General features: G+C 40.1%; 16 protein-coding genes. 9 read left to right on the top strand and 7 right to left on the bottom strand.

The window, feature by feature from the left end; genetic code table 11:
• Position 1: 1 nt before the first annotated feature.
• The 4 genes from ACHUE3_RS04060 to rnm form a co-directional block, all read right to left on the bottom strand.
• The gene (locus ACHUE3_RS04060) at positions 2 to 556 is read right to left on the bottom strand and encodes a cytochrome b (protein ID WP_394190463.1); all 555 of its coding nucleotides are present in this window, start codon (positions 554 to 556) and stop codon (positions 2 to 4) included.
• Between the two features lie 140 nt (positions 557 to 696).
• Positions 697 to 1530 carry a segregation and condensation protein A gene (locus ACHUE3_RS04055; protein WP_394190461.1) on the bottom strand — a complete coding sequence of 278 codons (834 nt, stop codon included), beginning with the start codon at positions 1528 to 1530 and terminating at the stop codon, positions 697 to 699.
• Between the two features lie 12 nt (positions 1531 to 1542).
• The gene (locus ACHUE3_RS04050) at positions 1543 to 2163 is read right to left on the bottom strand and encodes an L-threonylcarbamoyladenylate synthase (RefSeq protein ID WP_087531825.1); all 621 of its coding nucleotides are present in this window, start codon (positions 2161 to 2163) and stop codon (positions 1543 to 1545) included.
• Positions 2156 to 3013 carry an RNase RNM gene (rnm, locus tag ACHUE3_RS04045; RefSeq protein ID WP_394190459.1) on the bottom strand — a complete coding sequence of 286 codons (858 nt, stop codon included), beginning with the start codon at positions 3011 to 3013 and terminating at the stop codon, positions 2156 to 2158. Before rnm ends, ACHUE3_RS04050 begins: the two co-directional genes overlap by 8 nt.
• 424 nt (positions 3014 to 3437) lie before the next feature.
• Here rnm and ACHUE3_RS04040 point away from each other — a divergent pair, with 424 nt between their 5' ends.
• From ACHUE3_RS04040 to trpA, 6 genes are read left to right on the top strand one after another with little or no spacing between them, the layout of a single operon-like run.
• Positions 3438 to 5003, top strand: coding sequence for an anthranilate synthase component 1 (locus ACHUE3_RS04040; RefSeq protein ID WP_394190457.1), 1566 nt, complete (start codon positions 3438 to 3440; stop codon positions 5001 to 5003).
• 5 nt (positions 5004 to 5008) lie between these two features.
• A complete protein-coding gene (locus ACHUE3_RS04035; protein ID WP_394190455.1) occupies positions 5009 to 5626 on the top strand; it encodes an aminodeoxychorismate/anthranilate synthase component II in 618 nt (205 codons plus the stop codon).
• A gap of 8 nt (positions 5627 to 5634) precedes the next feature.
• On the top strand, positions 5635 to 6702 hold the full coding sequence (gene trpD, locus ACHUE3_RS04030; RefSeq protein ID WP_394190453.1) for an anthranilate phosphoribosyltransferase: 1068 nt from the start codon (positions 5635 to 5637) through the stop codon (positions 6700 to 6702).
• Complete coding sequence (gene trpCF, locus ACHUE3_RS04025) at positions 6695 to 8059, top strand: bifunctional indole-3-glycerol-phosphate synthase TrpC/phosphoribosylanthranilate isomerase TrpF (RefSeq protein WP_394190451.1); 1365 nt, start codon at positions 6695 to 6697, stop codon at positions 8057 to 8059. The genes trpD and trpCF overlap by 8 nt, the downstream gene beginning before the upstream one ends.
• Before the next feature lie 7 nt (positions 8060 to 8066).
• Positions 8067 to 9251: a tryptophan synthase subunit beta gene (trpB, locus tag ACHUE3_RS04020; protein ID WP_394190449.1), complete on the top strand. Its 1185-nt coding sequence runs from the start codon at positions 8067 to 8069 to the stop codon at positions 9249 to 9251.
• The gene (trpA, locus tag ACHUE3_RS04015) at positions 9248 to 10075 is read left to right on the top strand and encodes a tryptophan synthase subunit alpha (protein ID WP_394190447.1); all 828 of its coding nucleotides are present in this window, start codon (positions 9248 to 9250) and stop codon (positions 10073 to 10075) included. Before trpB ends, trpA begins: the two co-directional genes overlap by 4 nt.
• Before the next feature lie 39 nt (positions 10076 to 10114).
• Here the strand turns inward: trpA and ACHUE3_RS04010 are convergent, their stop codons facing one another.
• Positions 10115 to 10693 (bottom strand): type 1 glutamine amidotransferase domain-containing protein, encoded by a 579-nt coding sequence (locus tag ACHUE3_RS04010; protein ID WP_394190445.1) that lies wholly within the window; start codon positions 10691 to 10693, stop codon positions 10115 to 10117.
• 136 nt (positions 10694 to 10829) lie between these two features.
• Positions 10830 to 11099 carry an HU family DNA-binding protein gene (locus ACHUE3_RS04005; RefSeq protein WP_394190443.1) on the bottom strand — a complete coding sequence of 90 codons (270 nt, stop codon included), beginning with the start codon at positions 11097 to 11099 and terminating at the stop codon, positions 10830 to 10832.
• Between the two features lie 155 nt (positions 11100 to 11254).
• On the opposite strand from ACHUE3_RS04005, the gene ACHUE3_RS04000 reads away from it, so the two are divergent.
• Positions 11255 to 11833 carry an inner membrane-spanning protein YciB gene (locus ACHUE3_RS04000; protein WP_394190441.1) on the top strand — a complete coding sequence of 193 codons (579 nt, stop codon included), beginning with the start codon at positions 11255 to 11257 and terminating at the stop codon, positions 11831 to 11833.
• A 78-nt stretch (positions 11834 to 11911) separates the two neighbouring features.
• Entirely contained in the window at positions 11912 to 12550 is a 639-nt protein-coding gene (locus tag ACHUE3_RS03995; RefSeq protein WP_394190439.1) for a CPBP family intramembrane glutamic endopeptidase, read from the top strand.
• A gap of 65 nt (positions 12551 to 12615) precedes the next feature.
• Here the strand turns inward: ACHUE3_RS03995 and ACHUE3_RS03990 are convergent, their stop codons facing one another.
• Positions 12616 to 14040 carry a sodium-dependent transporter gene (locus ACHUE3_RS03990; protein WP_394190437.1) on the bottom strand — a complete coding sequence of 475 codons (1425 nt, stop codon included), beginning with the start codon at positions 14038 to 14040 and terminating at the stop codon, positions 12616 to 12618.
• A 179-nt stretch (positions 14041 to 14219) separates the two neighbouring features.
• On the opposite strand from ACHUE3_RS03990, the gene ACHUE3_RS03985 reads away from it, so the two are divergent.
• Positions 14220 to 14522, top strand: coding sequence for a YciI family protein (locus ACHUE3_RS03985; protein ID WP_394190435.1), 303 nt, complete (start codon positions 14220 to 14222; stop codon positions 14520 to 14522).
• Positions 14523 to 14613: the final 91 nt, after the last annotated feature.

Genomic DNA, 14613 nt, shown 5'->3' with positions numbered 1-14613 from the left:
TCTAATCATCCTTTTGTGGTTTGATCATTCTAATTAAAGTTTTATCTTTATCGATAAAGTGATGTTTTAATGCCCCAAGTGCATGTAATACTACTAGCCCTATTAAACTAAATGCTGCCCAATAATGAACTTTACCTGCAATATCTGCCTGATTTTCGACTGAGAACTCAATGGCGGGAATACTAAATAAAGCAAACACGTCAATTGAGCGACCATCAGCAGTCGAAATCAGATATCCTGAAATCACGATGCCAATCAGTAACACATAGATCACTAAGTGTGCGCTATGAGCAATTTTATTTACAAGAGCACTTGAGCTTGCAACTGGATCTGGCTGTGTACCCAATGCCCGCCATGCAAACCTAAATATAAGTAAAGATGCCAGTGTAATACCCACACTTTTATGTAAATCCATTGATCCTTTATACCAGCTATCGTAGTAGGTTAATTCAACCATATATAACCCTAGACCAAATAACCCTAAGGCCATTAATGCCATAAGCCAGTGAAGGAAAATTGCCACTAAGCCATAACTTGATTGGGTATTTTTAAACATATTTAACGGCTCCTTGAGTTAATAAAACTAGAATAGCCCTTCCCGAAACAAAAGAAAATAGCGGATAACAAACAAGTTATGTGCGTAAATGCACAGGTAAGAATAGAGGTGAATTGAAAAGTTATTAGTATATTTATTGATTAATCATTTTCCCTCAAACCAACATAGATTTGACTGTGGGGCTCAACCTGAAGGCATGTGATCAGCCCTTCCTTGATCAGTTCAAGCATTGCTATAAAACTGACCACAACACCACTTCGACCCTCATCTACTGTAAACAAGATAGAGAAAGGCAATTGCGTACCCGCTTTGGAGAGTTTAGATAAAATTAAACTCATCCGTTCACGTGTAGAGAGGGTCTCCGCAGTAATGTGGTGACTTTCAAAGGTTTTAGCTCTTGCCATGACTTCGCTTAGGGCTAACAATAAATCTTTAATTTCTACATTTGGAAGCTGTTGGTAATTGTCATCTTGGACTGGCATTAAAGCGTGTGCAGTATATATATCACGACCAACACGGGGAATATCATCTAAGTTTTCAGCTGCTTTTTTAAATTGTTCATATTCTTGAAGTCGCCTTATTAACTCAGCACGCGGGTCTTCCTCTTCTTCAAGCTCTTCGTGTTTGGGTAATAATAATCGCGACTTTATTTGCGCAAGCAAAGCAGCCATCACTAAATACTCACCAGCAAGCTCTAGTTGAAACTCACTCATCATCTCTACATACTTCACATACTGCTCTGTAATACTGAAGATTGATAGTTCGAGAATATCTAGTTTGTGTTTTTTTATGAGATAAAGCAGTAAATCCAGTGGACCTTCAAACGTCTCTAAAATTACTTCAAGCGCATCAGGGGGGATATATAAATCTTCTGGGGTATCAATAACCGCTTTACCATGCAAAAAAGCCAGCGGCAGCTTTTGCTGTACTGGCTCCTGAGGCTCAACAAGACTTGAATTATTTACATCTGTCACAGTAATGGTGTGCTATTCAAACGGTGCTGTGTCACCACACCCAACTCGAAGCACTTCAACATCATCTTCCGATAAATCAATCACTGTGGTCGCCTGCTCTGCTAAATAGCCACCGTGAATAATTAAATCAACCAATGGGCCAATGCGATCACGAATTTCATCAGGGTCTGATTCTGTAAACTGTTCGTCAGGTAAAATTAGTGAGCACGACATTAATGGCTCACCGAGTTCTGCCAATAACGCGCACGTTATCGGATGCTCTATAACCCTGATACCTATCGTTTTTTTCTTATCATTGAGTAAGCGTTTAGGCACCTCTTTTGTGCCTTTAAAAATAAACGTATAAGGCCCTGGCGTGTTGTTTTTTATCAACCTAAATAATTGGTTATCTACTCTGGCATAAGTCGACAATTCAGATAAGTCGCGGCAAACCAAGGTAAAATTATGGTGTTTTTCAATACCACGAATGCGTTCAATACGTTCTTTTGCTTGCTTATTACCTAAATTACAACCGATTGCGTAACCTGAATCTGTTGGGTAGACAACAACGCCACCTTTTTTAATAATATCAACCGCTTGCTTTATCAATCGTGGCTGCGGATTATCTGGATGAATATGAAAAAAATCACTCATGTGCGTCTCCTTCTTTACCTTCCCAAAACTGCCAAACACCTTGACAATCTTTCGGCAAATATAAGTTTTTCCCTAATTCTAACCAACTGGTTGGAAAATGAAAATCTGAACCTTGTGAGCATAATAAACCGTATTCACGGCTTAACTCACCCAAAAATTGTCTTTCACTTGGCGCCTGTTGTGGTTGCGCAACTTCCATTGCATCACCACCGGCTTCTTTAAATTGTAGCAATAATTTACGTAGCCACTTATTAGACATCTGATAGCGCCCAGGATGCGCAATAACCGCTACACCACCAGCAGCATGAATTGCAGTTATTGCAGTTTGCATATCGCACCACGTACTTGGTACATAACCCGTTTTAGCGCGGCCTAAATACTTTTTAAACACACCGGGAATGGTTTTAGCAACACCGCGCTCTATCAATGCTCTGGCATAGTGAGCACGGGTAATTTGTGCATCTTTAGCAAGCGCTTTTGCTTGTTCATAAATGCCATCAAAGCCATTTTTTTCAAGACGCCGACCAATCTCTTTTGCTCGTTCTGCACGTTTTTCTTGCTGCTGCAAAAGTAACTTATTTAAAGCCTCATTGCGCACATCGACATTCAACGCAACAATATGTATTTCAAAACTTTCCCACTTTGTTGAAATTTCAACACCCGTAATTAAACTCAAAGGTAATTGTTCGTTTTTAATGAACGCTTGCGCAGGTTCAATCGCAGCCACTGTGTCATGATCAGTAATTGCAAAAACATCAATCTTTTTATCTACGGCACGAAGTAGTAATTGCTCAACACTCAATTGTCCGTCCGAGTGTGTGGTATGGCTATGTAAGTCGTATTTTATCAAAAGTGGGAACTACTAAAGTTATAATTGCTTAATTGTTATAAAGTATAACAAATTTTTTAAATAAATTGTTTTAAATAAACACTTGACATAAATGCCACAGGTACGCTTTACTGTAGCCACTTAAGACACAGACTAATAAGAAATATAATGACCAATTCAATCCAAAACACAATCTGGTGGTGGCACTCGTAAATTATCGGGTGACGAATTGTCGTGTCTAACACATTCTAAACCCGCTTGTAGCGGGTTTTTTTATACATAAATTTTAGGGTAACAAACATGAATAACGATTTAACTCTTACACATCATTGGTGGTGGCGCCTGGCTTAGCGGGACAGTAATGGTTTATCTAAAATATAGATGTCGTTATTTAACCCCGCACAGCATAGCTTGCGGGGTTTATTTTTTTTTGAGGGAATGAGGTTTGATTTTTAGTCACATAACAACAGCACCGGGTGAGGTCACAAGTATCACCGAAGTCAGAGAATACATTCACAGTCCATTGGCCTTGTATGCACTCTTAGATAAAGATAATTCATTATTATTAGAGTCAGCAGAAATTGACTCTAAAGACAGTGTCAAAAGTTTAATCTTGGTTGATTGTGCGCTAAAAATAACGTGTACAGGTAAAATAGTGACAGTGACTGCGCAGTCAAATAATGGCATGCAGCTATTACCTTATTTGAAAGACACATTACAAAACTGCTCAACAACTCTTAATGAACACACATTAACTATTAAATATCAAAGTACCGCTAAAGATATTGATGAGGGCAGTAAATTAATTGCTGATAACGCATTTAGTGCTCTAAGAAACTGCATTAATAATATCAGTAGCACCACAAAAAACCCGTTTTCGTTATTTTTAGGTGGTGTGTTTGCTTATGATATGGTCGCAAATTTTGAGCAGCTTACTGATGTACCCGACGGCGAAAATAGTTGCCCAGATTATGTTTTTTATTTAGCAGAAACTCTCGTGGTCATTGATCATCAAGCTAAAACAACCGAGCTTATAGGTAATGTTTTTAATGGGCCAGATGTGCATGCTAACTGCTTTGAGGTAGGTAAAAAGCTTGAGCGTTTAAATAAAGTATGTGACCAAGCAAGTAATTTCAGTGCTGAAAAAACAGTAGGCCATAGCAATGTAAGTGTAGACATCAGTGACGAGCAATATTGTGAGCAAGTAAAAAACTTAAAAAAACATATTGTTGATGGTGACATCTTCCAAGTCGTACCTTCGCGCACCTTTTCATTACCTTGTGCGAACCCGCTTCATGCTTATAGCCAGCTAAAGCAGCAAAATCCAAGTCCCTATATGTTTTATATGCGAGACAGCGAGTTTGCTTTGTTTGGGGCATCCCCTGAATCGGCCTTAAAGTTTTGCCCTCTAAGCCAACAAGTAGAAGTTTACCCAATTGCAGGAACTCGCCCCCGTGGAAAGTTTGCAAATGGACAAATTAACCCCGATCTCGACAGCCGAATCGAGCTCGAACTACGTAACGACCAAAAAGAGCGTGCTGAACATTTAATGTTGGTCGATTTAGCCCGCAATGACGTAGCACGTATAAGCGTACCGGGTACCCGCCATGCAAAAGAGCTTTTAAAAGTTGATAGGTACTCACAAGTTATGCATTTGGTCTCTCGTGTTGTAGGTACATTAAAACCAGAGCTTGATGCACTTCACGCCTATCAGGCGTGCATGAATATGGGTACTTTAGTTGGCGCACCTAAAGTTAGTGCAGCAGAGCTCGTTCGAAAAACAGAAGGTAAACGCCGAGGCAGTTATGGCGGTGCTGTAGGTTATCTAACAGGTGATGGCGCAATGGATAGCTGTATTGTAATTCGCTCAGCCTTTGTAAAAAATAGCATCGCGTATGTCCAAGCCGGCGCAGGTGTAGTTCACGATTCAGATCCGCAGTCTGAGGCAAATGAAACACGCGCTAAGGCCCAAGCGGTTATTACAGCCATTCAATCGACGTACCAAGGATAATAAAAATGAGCGAACGTAATATAAGCCTTTCGAGCGTAAAAATTTATTTTTTAGATAACTTTGATTCATTTAGTTATAACTTAGTCGATGAACTTTCTATGTTGGGCAGTGATTTAGTGGTATATCGTAACAATATAGAAGCGACACTCATTTTTGACAAAATGTGCAATGAAACCAAGCCCGTTATTTTGGTCTTGTCGCCAGGCCCAGGAACGCCTTCTGATGCAGGCTGTTTAATGGCGTTGATTGAGCTGTGTAAAGGCAAATTTCCGATGTTAGGTATTTGCCTAGGCCAACAAGCACTTACCCAGAGTTATGGTGGTGTCATTGGTCATGCTGGTGAAACTGTTCATGGTAAATCTTCAGTGATTGAATTAGCTCAGCACCCAGTGTTTGATGGGATGGGTGAACGCATGCCCGTTGCACGCTATCACTCACTCATGGCTACCGTCGTTCCTAAAACATTAGACGTGATAGCTAACTTCGGTTCGATCCCAATGGCGATTTATCACAAGGAAGATAATGCGCTTGGGTATCAGTTTCATCCTGAGTCTATTTTAACGCCCAATGGCGCAGCACTACTGCAACAAAGTATGCAGTTTTTAGCTAACACGAAGCAGTAGAGGATTTTATGTCAGTAAAACAACAGTCAACAACGCATAACACCCGCGCTCTAATTGATGAGTTACTCGCACAAACATCATTAAGTTTTAACCAAAGCCAACAGTTGTTCAATGCAATCATGCAAGGCGAAGTCAGTGAGATTGAGCTATCTGCTTTACTAGTCGCATTAAAAATTAAAGGCGAAGTCAGCGACGAGATAGCTGGCGCCGCTGCGTCTATGCGTGCCAATGCAGTGCAATTTGAAACACATTTAACTCAGCTTGCAGATAGCTGTGGAACCGGTGGCGATGGCTCAAACACCATTAATATCAGTACCACTGCCGCAATTGTAGCCGCAGCTTGTGGCATAAACATGGTTAAACATGGCAACCGCAGCGTATCGAGTAATTCAGGCTCTGCGGATTTACTCAAAGCACTAGGTATTAATATTGATATGAGCCCAGCGCAAGCTGTTGCGTGTTTAGAACAAACAGGGTTTACATTTTTATTTGCCCCGCATTATCACAGTGGTGTTCGTCATGCGATGGGCGTTCGTACGACATTAAAAACACGGACTATTTTTAATATCTTAGGGCCATTAGCAAACCCTGCAGCTCCGCAAGTGCAGTTACTTGGTGTTTATGATGAAAGTTTATGTCTGCCAATGGCGCAAACGCTCAAAACATTAGGAACACAACGAGCGATGGTGGTTCATGGTGCTGGTACAGATGAAATAGCATTACATGGTACAACAACGGTTGTTGAGCTTAATAACGGTGAGCTTAAACACTATACGTTAACAGCTGAAGATTTTGGTCTTGCAAACTATTCACTTGAACAACTTGCAGGCGAAGGTCCAGAATATAATGCTAATGCCAGCCTTGCTATACTCGCAGGAAAAGGCTCAGACGCACACAATGCAGCAATAGTAGTCAACGTTGCGGCATTGCTCTACATGACAAAAAAAGTAGAAAATCTTAAAGCTGGCGCACAGTATGTAAGCGATGTTTTAAAGTCAGGCCGAGCCTTAAGTACGCTAAATGCCATCATTGAACACAGTAATAAAGCCCTAAATGCAGAGGTAACCAATGGCTAATGTATTAGATACAATTGTAGCGGATAAAAAAATAGAACTTGCTGAGCGAAAAGCTAAGCGTCCGCTTGAAAGCTTTAAATCACAAGCTGTTCCAACGGACCGTGACTTTTATCAAGCCTTGGCAGCCCCAGGAACCCAATTTATTTTGGAGTGCAAGAAAGCATCTCCTTCAAAAGGGTTAATCCGCGAGCCTTTTGACTTGGCAGAAATAACGAGTGTATATAAAAAACACGCAACTTGTATAAGCGTGCTTACTGACGAAAAATATTTTCAAGGCAGCTTTGATTATTTAGAGTTTGTACGAAGCCAAGTTGAGCAGCCGCTAATATGCAAAGATTTCTTCATTGATGAATATCAAATCTACATGGCACGCATTTATGGTGGTGATGCTATTTTATTGATGCTTTCAGTGCTTGACGATAATCAGTACAAAGCCCTTGCTGAGGTTGCCCAAAGCCTGAAAATGGCGGTGTTAACCGAGGTTAGTAATGAAGAAGAAGTAACTAGAGCTTTAGCGCTTGATGCACAAATTATTGGTATTAATAACCGTGACTTACGTGATTTAAGTACAGACCTAGCTACAACTGAGCGACTCCGTAAACTTATTCCTGATGACAAAGTAGTCATTTCAGAGTCAGGTATCTACACCCATCAAGATGTGAAACGCCTCGCGCCATTGTGTAATGGCTTTTTAATTGGTAGCTCTTTAATGGCTGAACACGATCTAGAGCGTGCGTGTCGTCGCGTTATATTAGGCGAAAATAAAGTATGTGGTTTAACTCGTAGTCAAGACGCCATAAATGCTTATAACAGCGGTGCTGTATATGGCGGGCTTATTTTTGCAACGAAATCGCCGCGTTTCGTAGATTTAGATTGTGCATTGCAAATTACGCAAAGCGCCCCGCTCGCTTACGTTGGGGTATTTGTAAATTCAACAATCAAGGACGTTGTTGAACATGCTAACACATTGAAATTAAGAGCAGTGCAATTACATGGCGATGAAAATGAAGCCTATATAGACGAGCTTCGTTCAAAATTACCGTCTAATTGCCAAATATGGAAAGCGCAAGCTATCAAAGATAGTCTTCCAGCTCACGTAATTGGCGTTGACCGTCACTTATATGATACACACAGTGACAAACAAGTGGGTGGAACGGGTAAAACATTTGATTGGTCTGTTTTAAAAGATGCAACGCAACCCTTTATGCTAGCCGGTGGGCTCAACGCAGGCAATATTCAAAACGCGCTTTACCAAGGTGCTCATGGCTTAGATTTAAATTCTGGGGTTGAGTTAAGCGCAGGCAAAAAGTGCCAACAAAAATTAAATGATGCATTCAACAGCATCCGCAAATATTGAGGTAAATATGAATAATCCAGCTTATTTCGGCGAGTTTGGCGGCATGTTTGTGCCTGAACTTCTTGTTCCTGCACTCAAGCAGTTAGAAAACGAATTTAATAAATCACAGACTGATGCAGCTTTTAAAGCTGAGTTTGAAAAATTACTCAATGAGTATGCAGGTCGCCCTACACCACTAACGCTGACCCGTAATTTAATTAAAAATCCAAAAGTAAAATTGTACTTAAAGCGCGAAGATTTATTACATGGCGGCGCGCATAAAACTAACCAAGTACTAGGCCAGGCGTTATTAACTAAGCGAATGGGTAAGAAAGAGGTTATCGCAGAAACAGGCGCAGGCCAGCATGGTGTTGCAACTGCATTAGCCTGTGCATTACTTGGCTTAAAATGCCGTATTTATATGGGTGCAAAAGATGTTGAGCGCCAGCAACCCAACGTTTTTAGAATGAAATTGATGGGTGCTGAAGTAATCCCCGTTACTGCTGGATCTGGTACGTTAAAAGATGCAGTAAATGAAGCTCTACGTGATTGGTCTGCAAATTATAAAGAAGCACATTACTTACTAGGCACAGCTGCGGGTCCTCACCCCTTCCCTACTATTGTACGTGAATTTCAAAAAATGATTGGTGAAGAAGCTAAACAGCAAGTTTTAAAAGCTGAAGGTCGCTTACCAGATGCTGTGCTTGCTTGTGTGGGTGGTGGCTCAAATGCGATTGGCATGTTCACAGATTTTATCGGTGAGCCTGATGTAAAACTGATTGGTGTAGAACCCGCAGGTAAAGGGTTAGATACCCATGAGCATGGTGCAACAATTTGTAAAGGAACCAAAGGTATTCTGCATGGTACTTACACGTACATAATGCAAAATGATGATGGTCAAATTGAAGAGTCATATTCTGTTTCAGCGGGCTTAGATTACCCAGCTGTAGGACCTCAGCATGCCTTTTTACACGAAACAGGCCGTGCTCAATATGTTGGCATTACTGATGAAGAAGCGCTTGAAGCATTTCAGCTACTGGCTAAAAACGAAGGGATTATTCCTGCTCTTGAATCAAGCCATGCGATTGCCTATGCGTTAAAGTATGCAGAACAACAAACGGAAGACACTATTTTAGTGGTTAATTTAAGTGGCAGAGGTGATAAAGATTTATCACACGTTATGGATGTACTATCTAAAGGAGATAATTCATGAGCCAAACTAATCAAAAAACAGACCGTTACGGGCAAACATTTGCGGCCTTAAAAGAACAAAATCAAGGCGCGTTTGTCCCTTTTGTAACCATTGGCGATCCTAACAAATCATTAAGCGTTGATATTATCAAAAGTTTAATTGATGGTGGCGCTGATGCCTTAGAGCTAGGTATTCCATTTTCAGATCCCATTGCAGATGGTCCTGTAATACAAGCGGCAAATATCCGTGCATTGGATGTAAATATTAATACCCAAGATTGTTTTGATATTATTAAACAAGTACGTGAGTACAACGAAGATATTCCTATTGGTTTACTTTTGTATTCTAACTTGGTGTTTAAGCGTGGATTAGAGGCATTCTATAAAGATGCCAAAGCTGCAGGGGTTGACTCAATTTTAGTAGCCGATGTGCCTTTGCATGAATCTAAAATGTTCCGCCAAGCCGCAGTAAATAATGGTATTGATCCAATTTTTATTGCCACACCCAATGCATCTGATGACACTTTGCGTGAGTGCGCATCTTACGGTCGAGGCTACACGTATCTGCTGTCTCGTGCTGGTGTAACAGGCACTGAGACTAAAGCCCAAATGCCCGCATCGCCAATTGTAGCTAAGCTAAAAGAGTACCATAGCGCACCTGCACTGCTTGGGTTTGGTATTTCTACACCTGATGATGTCAAGTCAGCCCTTGCAGCTGGAGCCGCTGGTGCTATTTCTGGCTCTGCAGTGGTTAAAATTATTGAAACAAATCTTGATGATCCACAAACAATGCTCAATGGTTTAAAAGAATTTGTAGCTAGTATGAAAGCTGCAACCCAACTTTAACAAATTTGTTGGGGCGCATTAGCGCCCCTAATCGAGCGTTTAGTGAGCTGCGTGCTCACCTTCTTTTATTTCTTCAATAAATTTGCGGTTAAACGCTGCTAAGTCTGCTGGGCTTCGGCTTGTCACTAAACCTTTATCCACGCTCACCTCTTCATCAACCCAATTTGCACCTGCATTCATTAAATCGGTTTTAATACTCGCAAACGAGGTAACAGTGCGATCACGCAGCTTGTTTATCTCTGCTAGCAACCAAGGTGCATGGCAAATAGCTGCGACTGGCTTATTTGTTTTTGCGCCAAAGAAGCCATCAATAAATGCTTTTGCATCTTTATCTTGGCGAAGGCTATCTGGATTAAATAACCCACCTGGTAGTAGCAACGCATCATAATCATCACTGCTTGCATCGCTAGCAAGCTTATCTACGGCAATTTTGTCGCCCCAAACATCTTCATCCCAGCCGGTTATTTCTCCCTCTTTAATTGATACAACTTCAACTGTTGCACCTGCATCTAACAACGCATCACGCGGTGAAATTAGTTCACTTTGCTCAAAGCCATCTGCAGCTAAAATAGCAATTTTTTTACCATTTAATTGAGTACCGGTTTGTAATGTAGACATAATATCTCCTTATTTAAAAATGTTTTCAAATAAAGAGCAGACACTATGCCAAATTTAATACATTGAAAATATTGAAGATATTTAAAAGGAAGGAGCAACACCCTGTAATTGTGTAACAGGGTGAGAAGAATCTACATTACAACGCGTCTTTTAATGCTTTAGCTGCCTTAAATATGGGTTTGTTAGCACCTTCAATTTCAATTGCAGCCCCTGTTTGCGGGTTACGCCCTGAGCGTGCAGGATAATAACTCAGCGCAAATGTACCAAACCCATTTACTTGTACTTGGTCACCTTCTGATAGAGATTTTGTGATTGCGGTTAGTAAACTTGCAAGCGCTGCTTTTGAGTCTTTTTTACTCAGCTCACTGTGCGTAGACATCGCCGTAATTAACTCTGCTTTATTCATAAATGCTCCTAAATCCCCGCGATTCAAAAGCGCGGTTCAAATGGTATAAAAATCAAAAGCAGTCAGGCTAAGGGTTGTCGGGGAGTAAGTCAACCTTGTATCGGGCTAAATAACTTGGTAAAACGTCAATCCTAATTTTATTTACTAAGCGCTGTATGCACGCAATTATCGAATTTATTCCCTTACTGTTGTTTTTTGCGATTTTTAAGTTGGCTGATATTTACTGGGCAACCGCACTATTGATAGCTACAACATTTACCCAAGTTACCTACAGCTATCTTAAAATGGGCAAAGTCCCTACTCGGCAATGGCTATTTTTAGCTTTAGCGGTAATACTTGGTTCGCTTACATTGGTATTTCATGATGAACAATTCGTAAAACTAAAAGCGACATTTATTTATGCTGGGTTAGCAATTGCATTAATTGTTAGCCGGTGCTTTTTCGCTAAAAACTTAGTACAAAAAGCATTAGAGTCTGTATTAAAAAATGCTTTTGACACTCACCAAACTATTGCTGTGCCACAGTCCATATGGGAAAGACTTAACCTATTATGGATAGTCATTACTGCAGGCGTAGCCAGACTCAATTTATATATTGCTTATAACTTTTCACTCGATTTATGGGTCAATTTTAAAGTATTTGGTTTAATGGCAATCACTTTTGTCAGCATTTTTGCGAGTATTTTAGTACTTTATAAATACCTACCCGATGATGAAGCTAAGCCTAATAAGTAAGCAAAAAACTCTTTTCATGTAATAAAAATGTCGTTTTAGCTTGTTAGCCTTATCTGCAAACCCAGAACCGAGACGACCTTGAACGCCACTCAATACCGATGGTTTGAATTTACCCTGATATTTATCGTATTACCTTTATTAGGGTTTACACTTAGAGCTTACTTAGCAAACTGGCTTATTCCTGCACTTATCATTTTAATGAGTGTGTGCTGTATGTTACTACTCGGCGACCCTCAATTTAAACGTTTTAGGCTCACAAGCTTAGGTCAGTTCAGTGCAGTTAAACGGCGCTTATTTAGCTTTTTTTTTATTGGTGCATTATTTTCAGGGGTATTCTATTCGATAATGAATCAAGGTAATTGGTTTGTTATGCCCAGAACATCATTAAATGATTGGTTATTATTACTTGTCCTTTACCCTTTGTTATCTGTACTACCACAAGAATTGATTTTTCGAACTTACTTTTTCCACCGCTACAAACGAATCATGCCCCATAAAACAGTTCGTATTTTCACAAGTGCATTTGTATTTGCACTTGCGCATGTTGTTTATGCTAATTGGGTTGCTGTGCTGTTGGCTTTTCTAGGGGGGCTTTTATTTTCTTATACCTACGCACAGAGCCGCTCCACATTTGTGTGCGTGATAGAACATAGTTTATGGGGATTGTGGATGTTTACTCTTGGGGTAGGTCAATACTTAGATTCAGGGGCATTGTAAAACGCGCTTTAATGAAGTGGAGTCACTTTATTAAAGCGCGTTTTAAACCTTGTAATTTTGAGCTATTAAAAGCCAAAAATACTGATTGCGAAAAACTTCGTAGCAACTGTGTTGACAAATATAAGCACTAAAATCACTGGGATAAATGTAGAAAGCGAAAAGTTAACATATTTCTGTGTAAAGCTACCATCATAGGTCGGGCAACCTTGACTTAACTCCTCATTTAACCCTGCTTTTTTCCAGCGATACATAACAAATAAACAAACCATTAAACCGTTAAGTGGTAAAATAGTGTCGTAAAACACATCATATACAACATCAAACATACTCTTTGAGCTTTCGCCATAGGTCACGAATGAAGTAAGCCAATCAACCATGCCAAATGACATAGTACATAACACAGTTAAAATACCCACCGTGCCAGATAAGATCAGCAACGCAACCTTTCGGCTAATCCCTTTTTTCTCACATAATGTAGCAGTCGGTACTTCAACGATAGACACTAAAGAGGTGATAGCAGCAAAAAATACTAATAAAAAGAAGATAAACGCAACCACTGACGCTCCTACATAGCCAATATCAGACTGAAGCGCTAACAAAATCTTAGGTAAGAACTCAAAGATCATCGATACTGAAGAATCTGATAGCTTTGTTGGATCTGTGTCAGGATTGAAACTAAATATTGCAGGCAACACCATTAAACCCGCAATAAAGGCCACGAGGGAGTCTGTAATGGCAACCATTTTGGCACTGCCAACGATGTCATCTTTTTTAGAGATATACGATGCGTATGTCATCAATATACCCATACCAAGTGATAATGAGAAAAACGCCTGCGCTAAGGCACCGTTTAAAACACTGGCATCCATCTTGGAAAAGTCTGGAATAATATAATATTTAACGCCCGCCATTGCATTATCTAGTGTTAATACATATACAACTAGCGCTGTTAACAGTACAAAAAGTGCCGGCATTAAAAACTTTGCTGCTTTTTCAATACCCTGCTTTACACCACCAACCAGTATTAAGTTAACGATGATTGCAACAACCGCCATATAGCCAAATACACTGCTGCTGTTTATAAAAACACCAAAACTTGTCGGATCTGCTAATTTATCTAAATTACCTATGGCGACCTGACTTAAGTATCCAAATATCCATACTGTGATCACCATGTAAAAAACGGCTATCATGAAAGGCGTAAGAACGGCCAAGAAACCCGCAAAGGTCCATTTCTTATCATTAGCTGAAAGAAATTTGTACGCATGAAGGGGATCTTTTTGCGCCTTTCGACCCATTGCCATTTCAGCCATCATCACTGGCAAACATATAAAAATGACAAACAGTGCATAAATGAGTAAAAATGCACCGCCTCCATTTTTTGTTGCTGAAACAGGAAAGCCAACTAAATTACCAATACCCACTGCAGAACCTGCAGCTGCTAATATAAAACCGAGGCGGGAGCTAAAGTGCTCGCGATTATCGCTCATTAAAAAACCTTATTATTATTTTGTGCTATCCCATCGACTCTACCAGTGTTGTACTGGGCTTTTCAAGCAGATTAAGATTAAAAGTAATCTGCCACTGTAAACCTAAATTCTTCGCCCATTAAATTCTCTGTGCTAATATAAAAAAATATTCATTCACATAAAAATACAGAGCACACAACATGTTGTACATGATTTACTCAACTGACGTCGAAAATAGTCTTGAATTAAGAAAAGCGGCAAGGCCTGCTCACTTAGCACGATTAGAAGAGCTTGATGAACAAGGTCGATTGTTCAGTGCAGGCCCTTTACCTGCTATCGATAGTGATGATCCAGCAGATGCAGGCTTTACAGGCTCTCTGGTTATCGCTGAATTTAGCTCTCTTGAAGCAGCGCGTGAATGGGCTGCAACTGATCCATATGTGACTGGCGGCGTATATGATAACTCTGTTGTGAAACCTTTCAAAAAAGTGTTTCCCAAATAAAGCACTGTAAAATAAGTTCAGTGTTGGTTCACTGATTATTAACTACTATGAGCTTAAAGAATCACACTATTTTATAGTTTTACTTGAGTTT

Origin of the sequence: Pseudoalteromonas atlantica, from assembly GCF_043641955.1 — a bacterium.
Classification (GTDB): Bacteria; Pseudomonadota; Gammaproteobacteria; order Enterobacterales; family Alteromonadaceae; genus Pseudoalteromonas; species Pseudoalteromonas atlantica_A.
This window is presented reverse-complemented; position numbering and strand designations above follow the sequence as displayed.

Bases quoted from the DNA above. Each gene is read 5' to 3' on its own strand.
- ACHUE3_RS04060 (WP_394190463.1), bottom strand. From the start codon at position 556: ATGTTTAAAAATACCCAATCAAGTTATGGCTTAGTGGCAATTTTCCTT.
- ACHUE3_RS04050 (WP_087531825.1), bottom strand. From the start codon at position 2,163: ATGAGTGATTTTTTTCATATTCATCCAGATAATCCGCAGCCACGATTG.
- ACHUE3_RS04035 (WP_394190455.1), top strand. From the start codon at position 5,009: ATGAGCGAACGTAATATAAGCCTTTCGAGCGTAAAAATTTATTTTTTA.
- trpD (WP_394190453.1), top strand. From the start codon at position 5,635: ATGTCAGTAAAACAACAGTCAACAACGCATAACACCCGCGCTCTAATT.
- trpCF (WP_394190451.1), top strand. From the start codon at position 6,695: ATGGCTAATGTATTAGATACAATTGTAGCGGATAAAAAAATAGAACTT.
- trpB (WP_394190449.1), top strand. From the start codon at position 8,067: ATGAATAATCCAGCTTATTTCGGCGAGTTTGGCGGCATGTTTGTGCCT.
- trpA (WP_394190447.1), top strand. From the start codon at position 9,248: ATGAGCCAAACTAATCAAAAAACAGACCGTTACGGGCAAACATTTGCG.
- ACHUE3_RS04010 (WP_394190445.1), bottom strand. From the start codon at position 10,693: ATGTCTACATTACAAACCGGTACTCAATTAAATGGTAAAAAAATTGCT.
- ACHUE3_RS04005 (WP_394190443.1), bottom strand. From the start codon at position 11,099: ATGAATAAAGCAGAGTTAATTACGGCGATGTCTACGCACAGTGAGCTG.
- ACHUE3_RS04000 (WP_394190441.1), top strand. From the start codon at position 11,255: ATGCACGCAATTATCGAATTTATTCCCTTACTGTTGTTTTTTGCGATT.
- ACHUE3_RS03990 (WP_394190437.1), bottom strand. From the start codon at position 14,040: ATGAGCGATAATCGCGAGCACTTTAGCTCCCGCCTCGGTTTTATATTA.
- ACHUE3_RS03985 (WP_394190435.1), top strand. From the start codon at position 14,220: ATGTTGTACATGATTTACTCAACTGACGTCGAAAATAGTCTTGAATTA.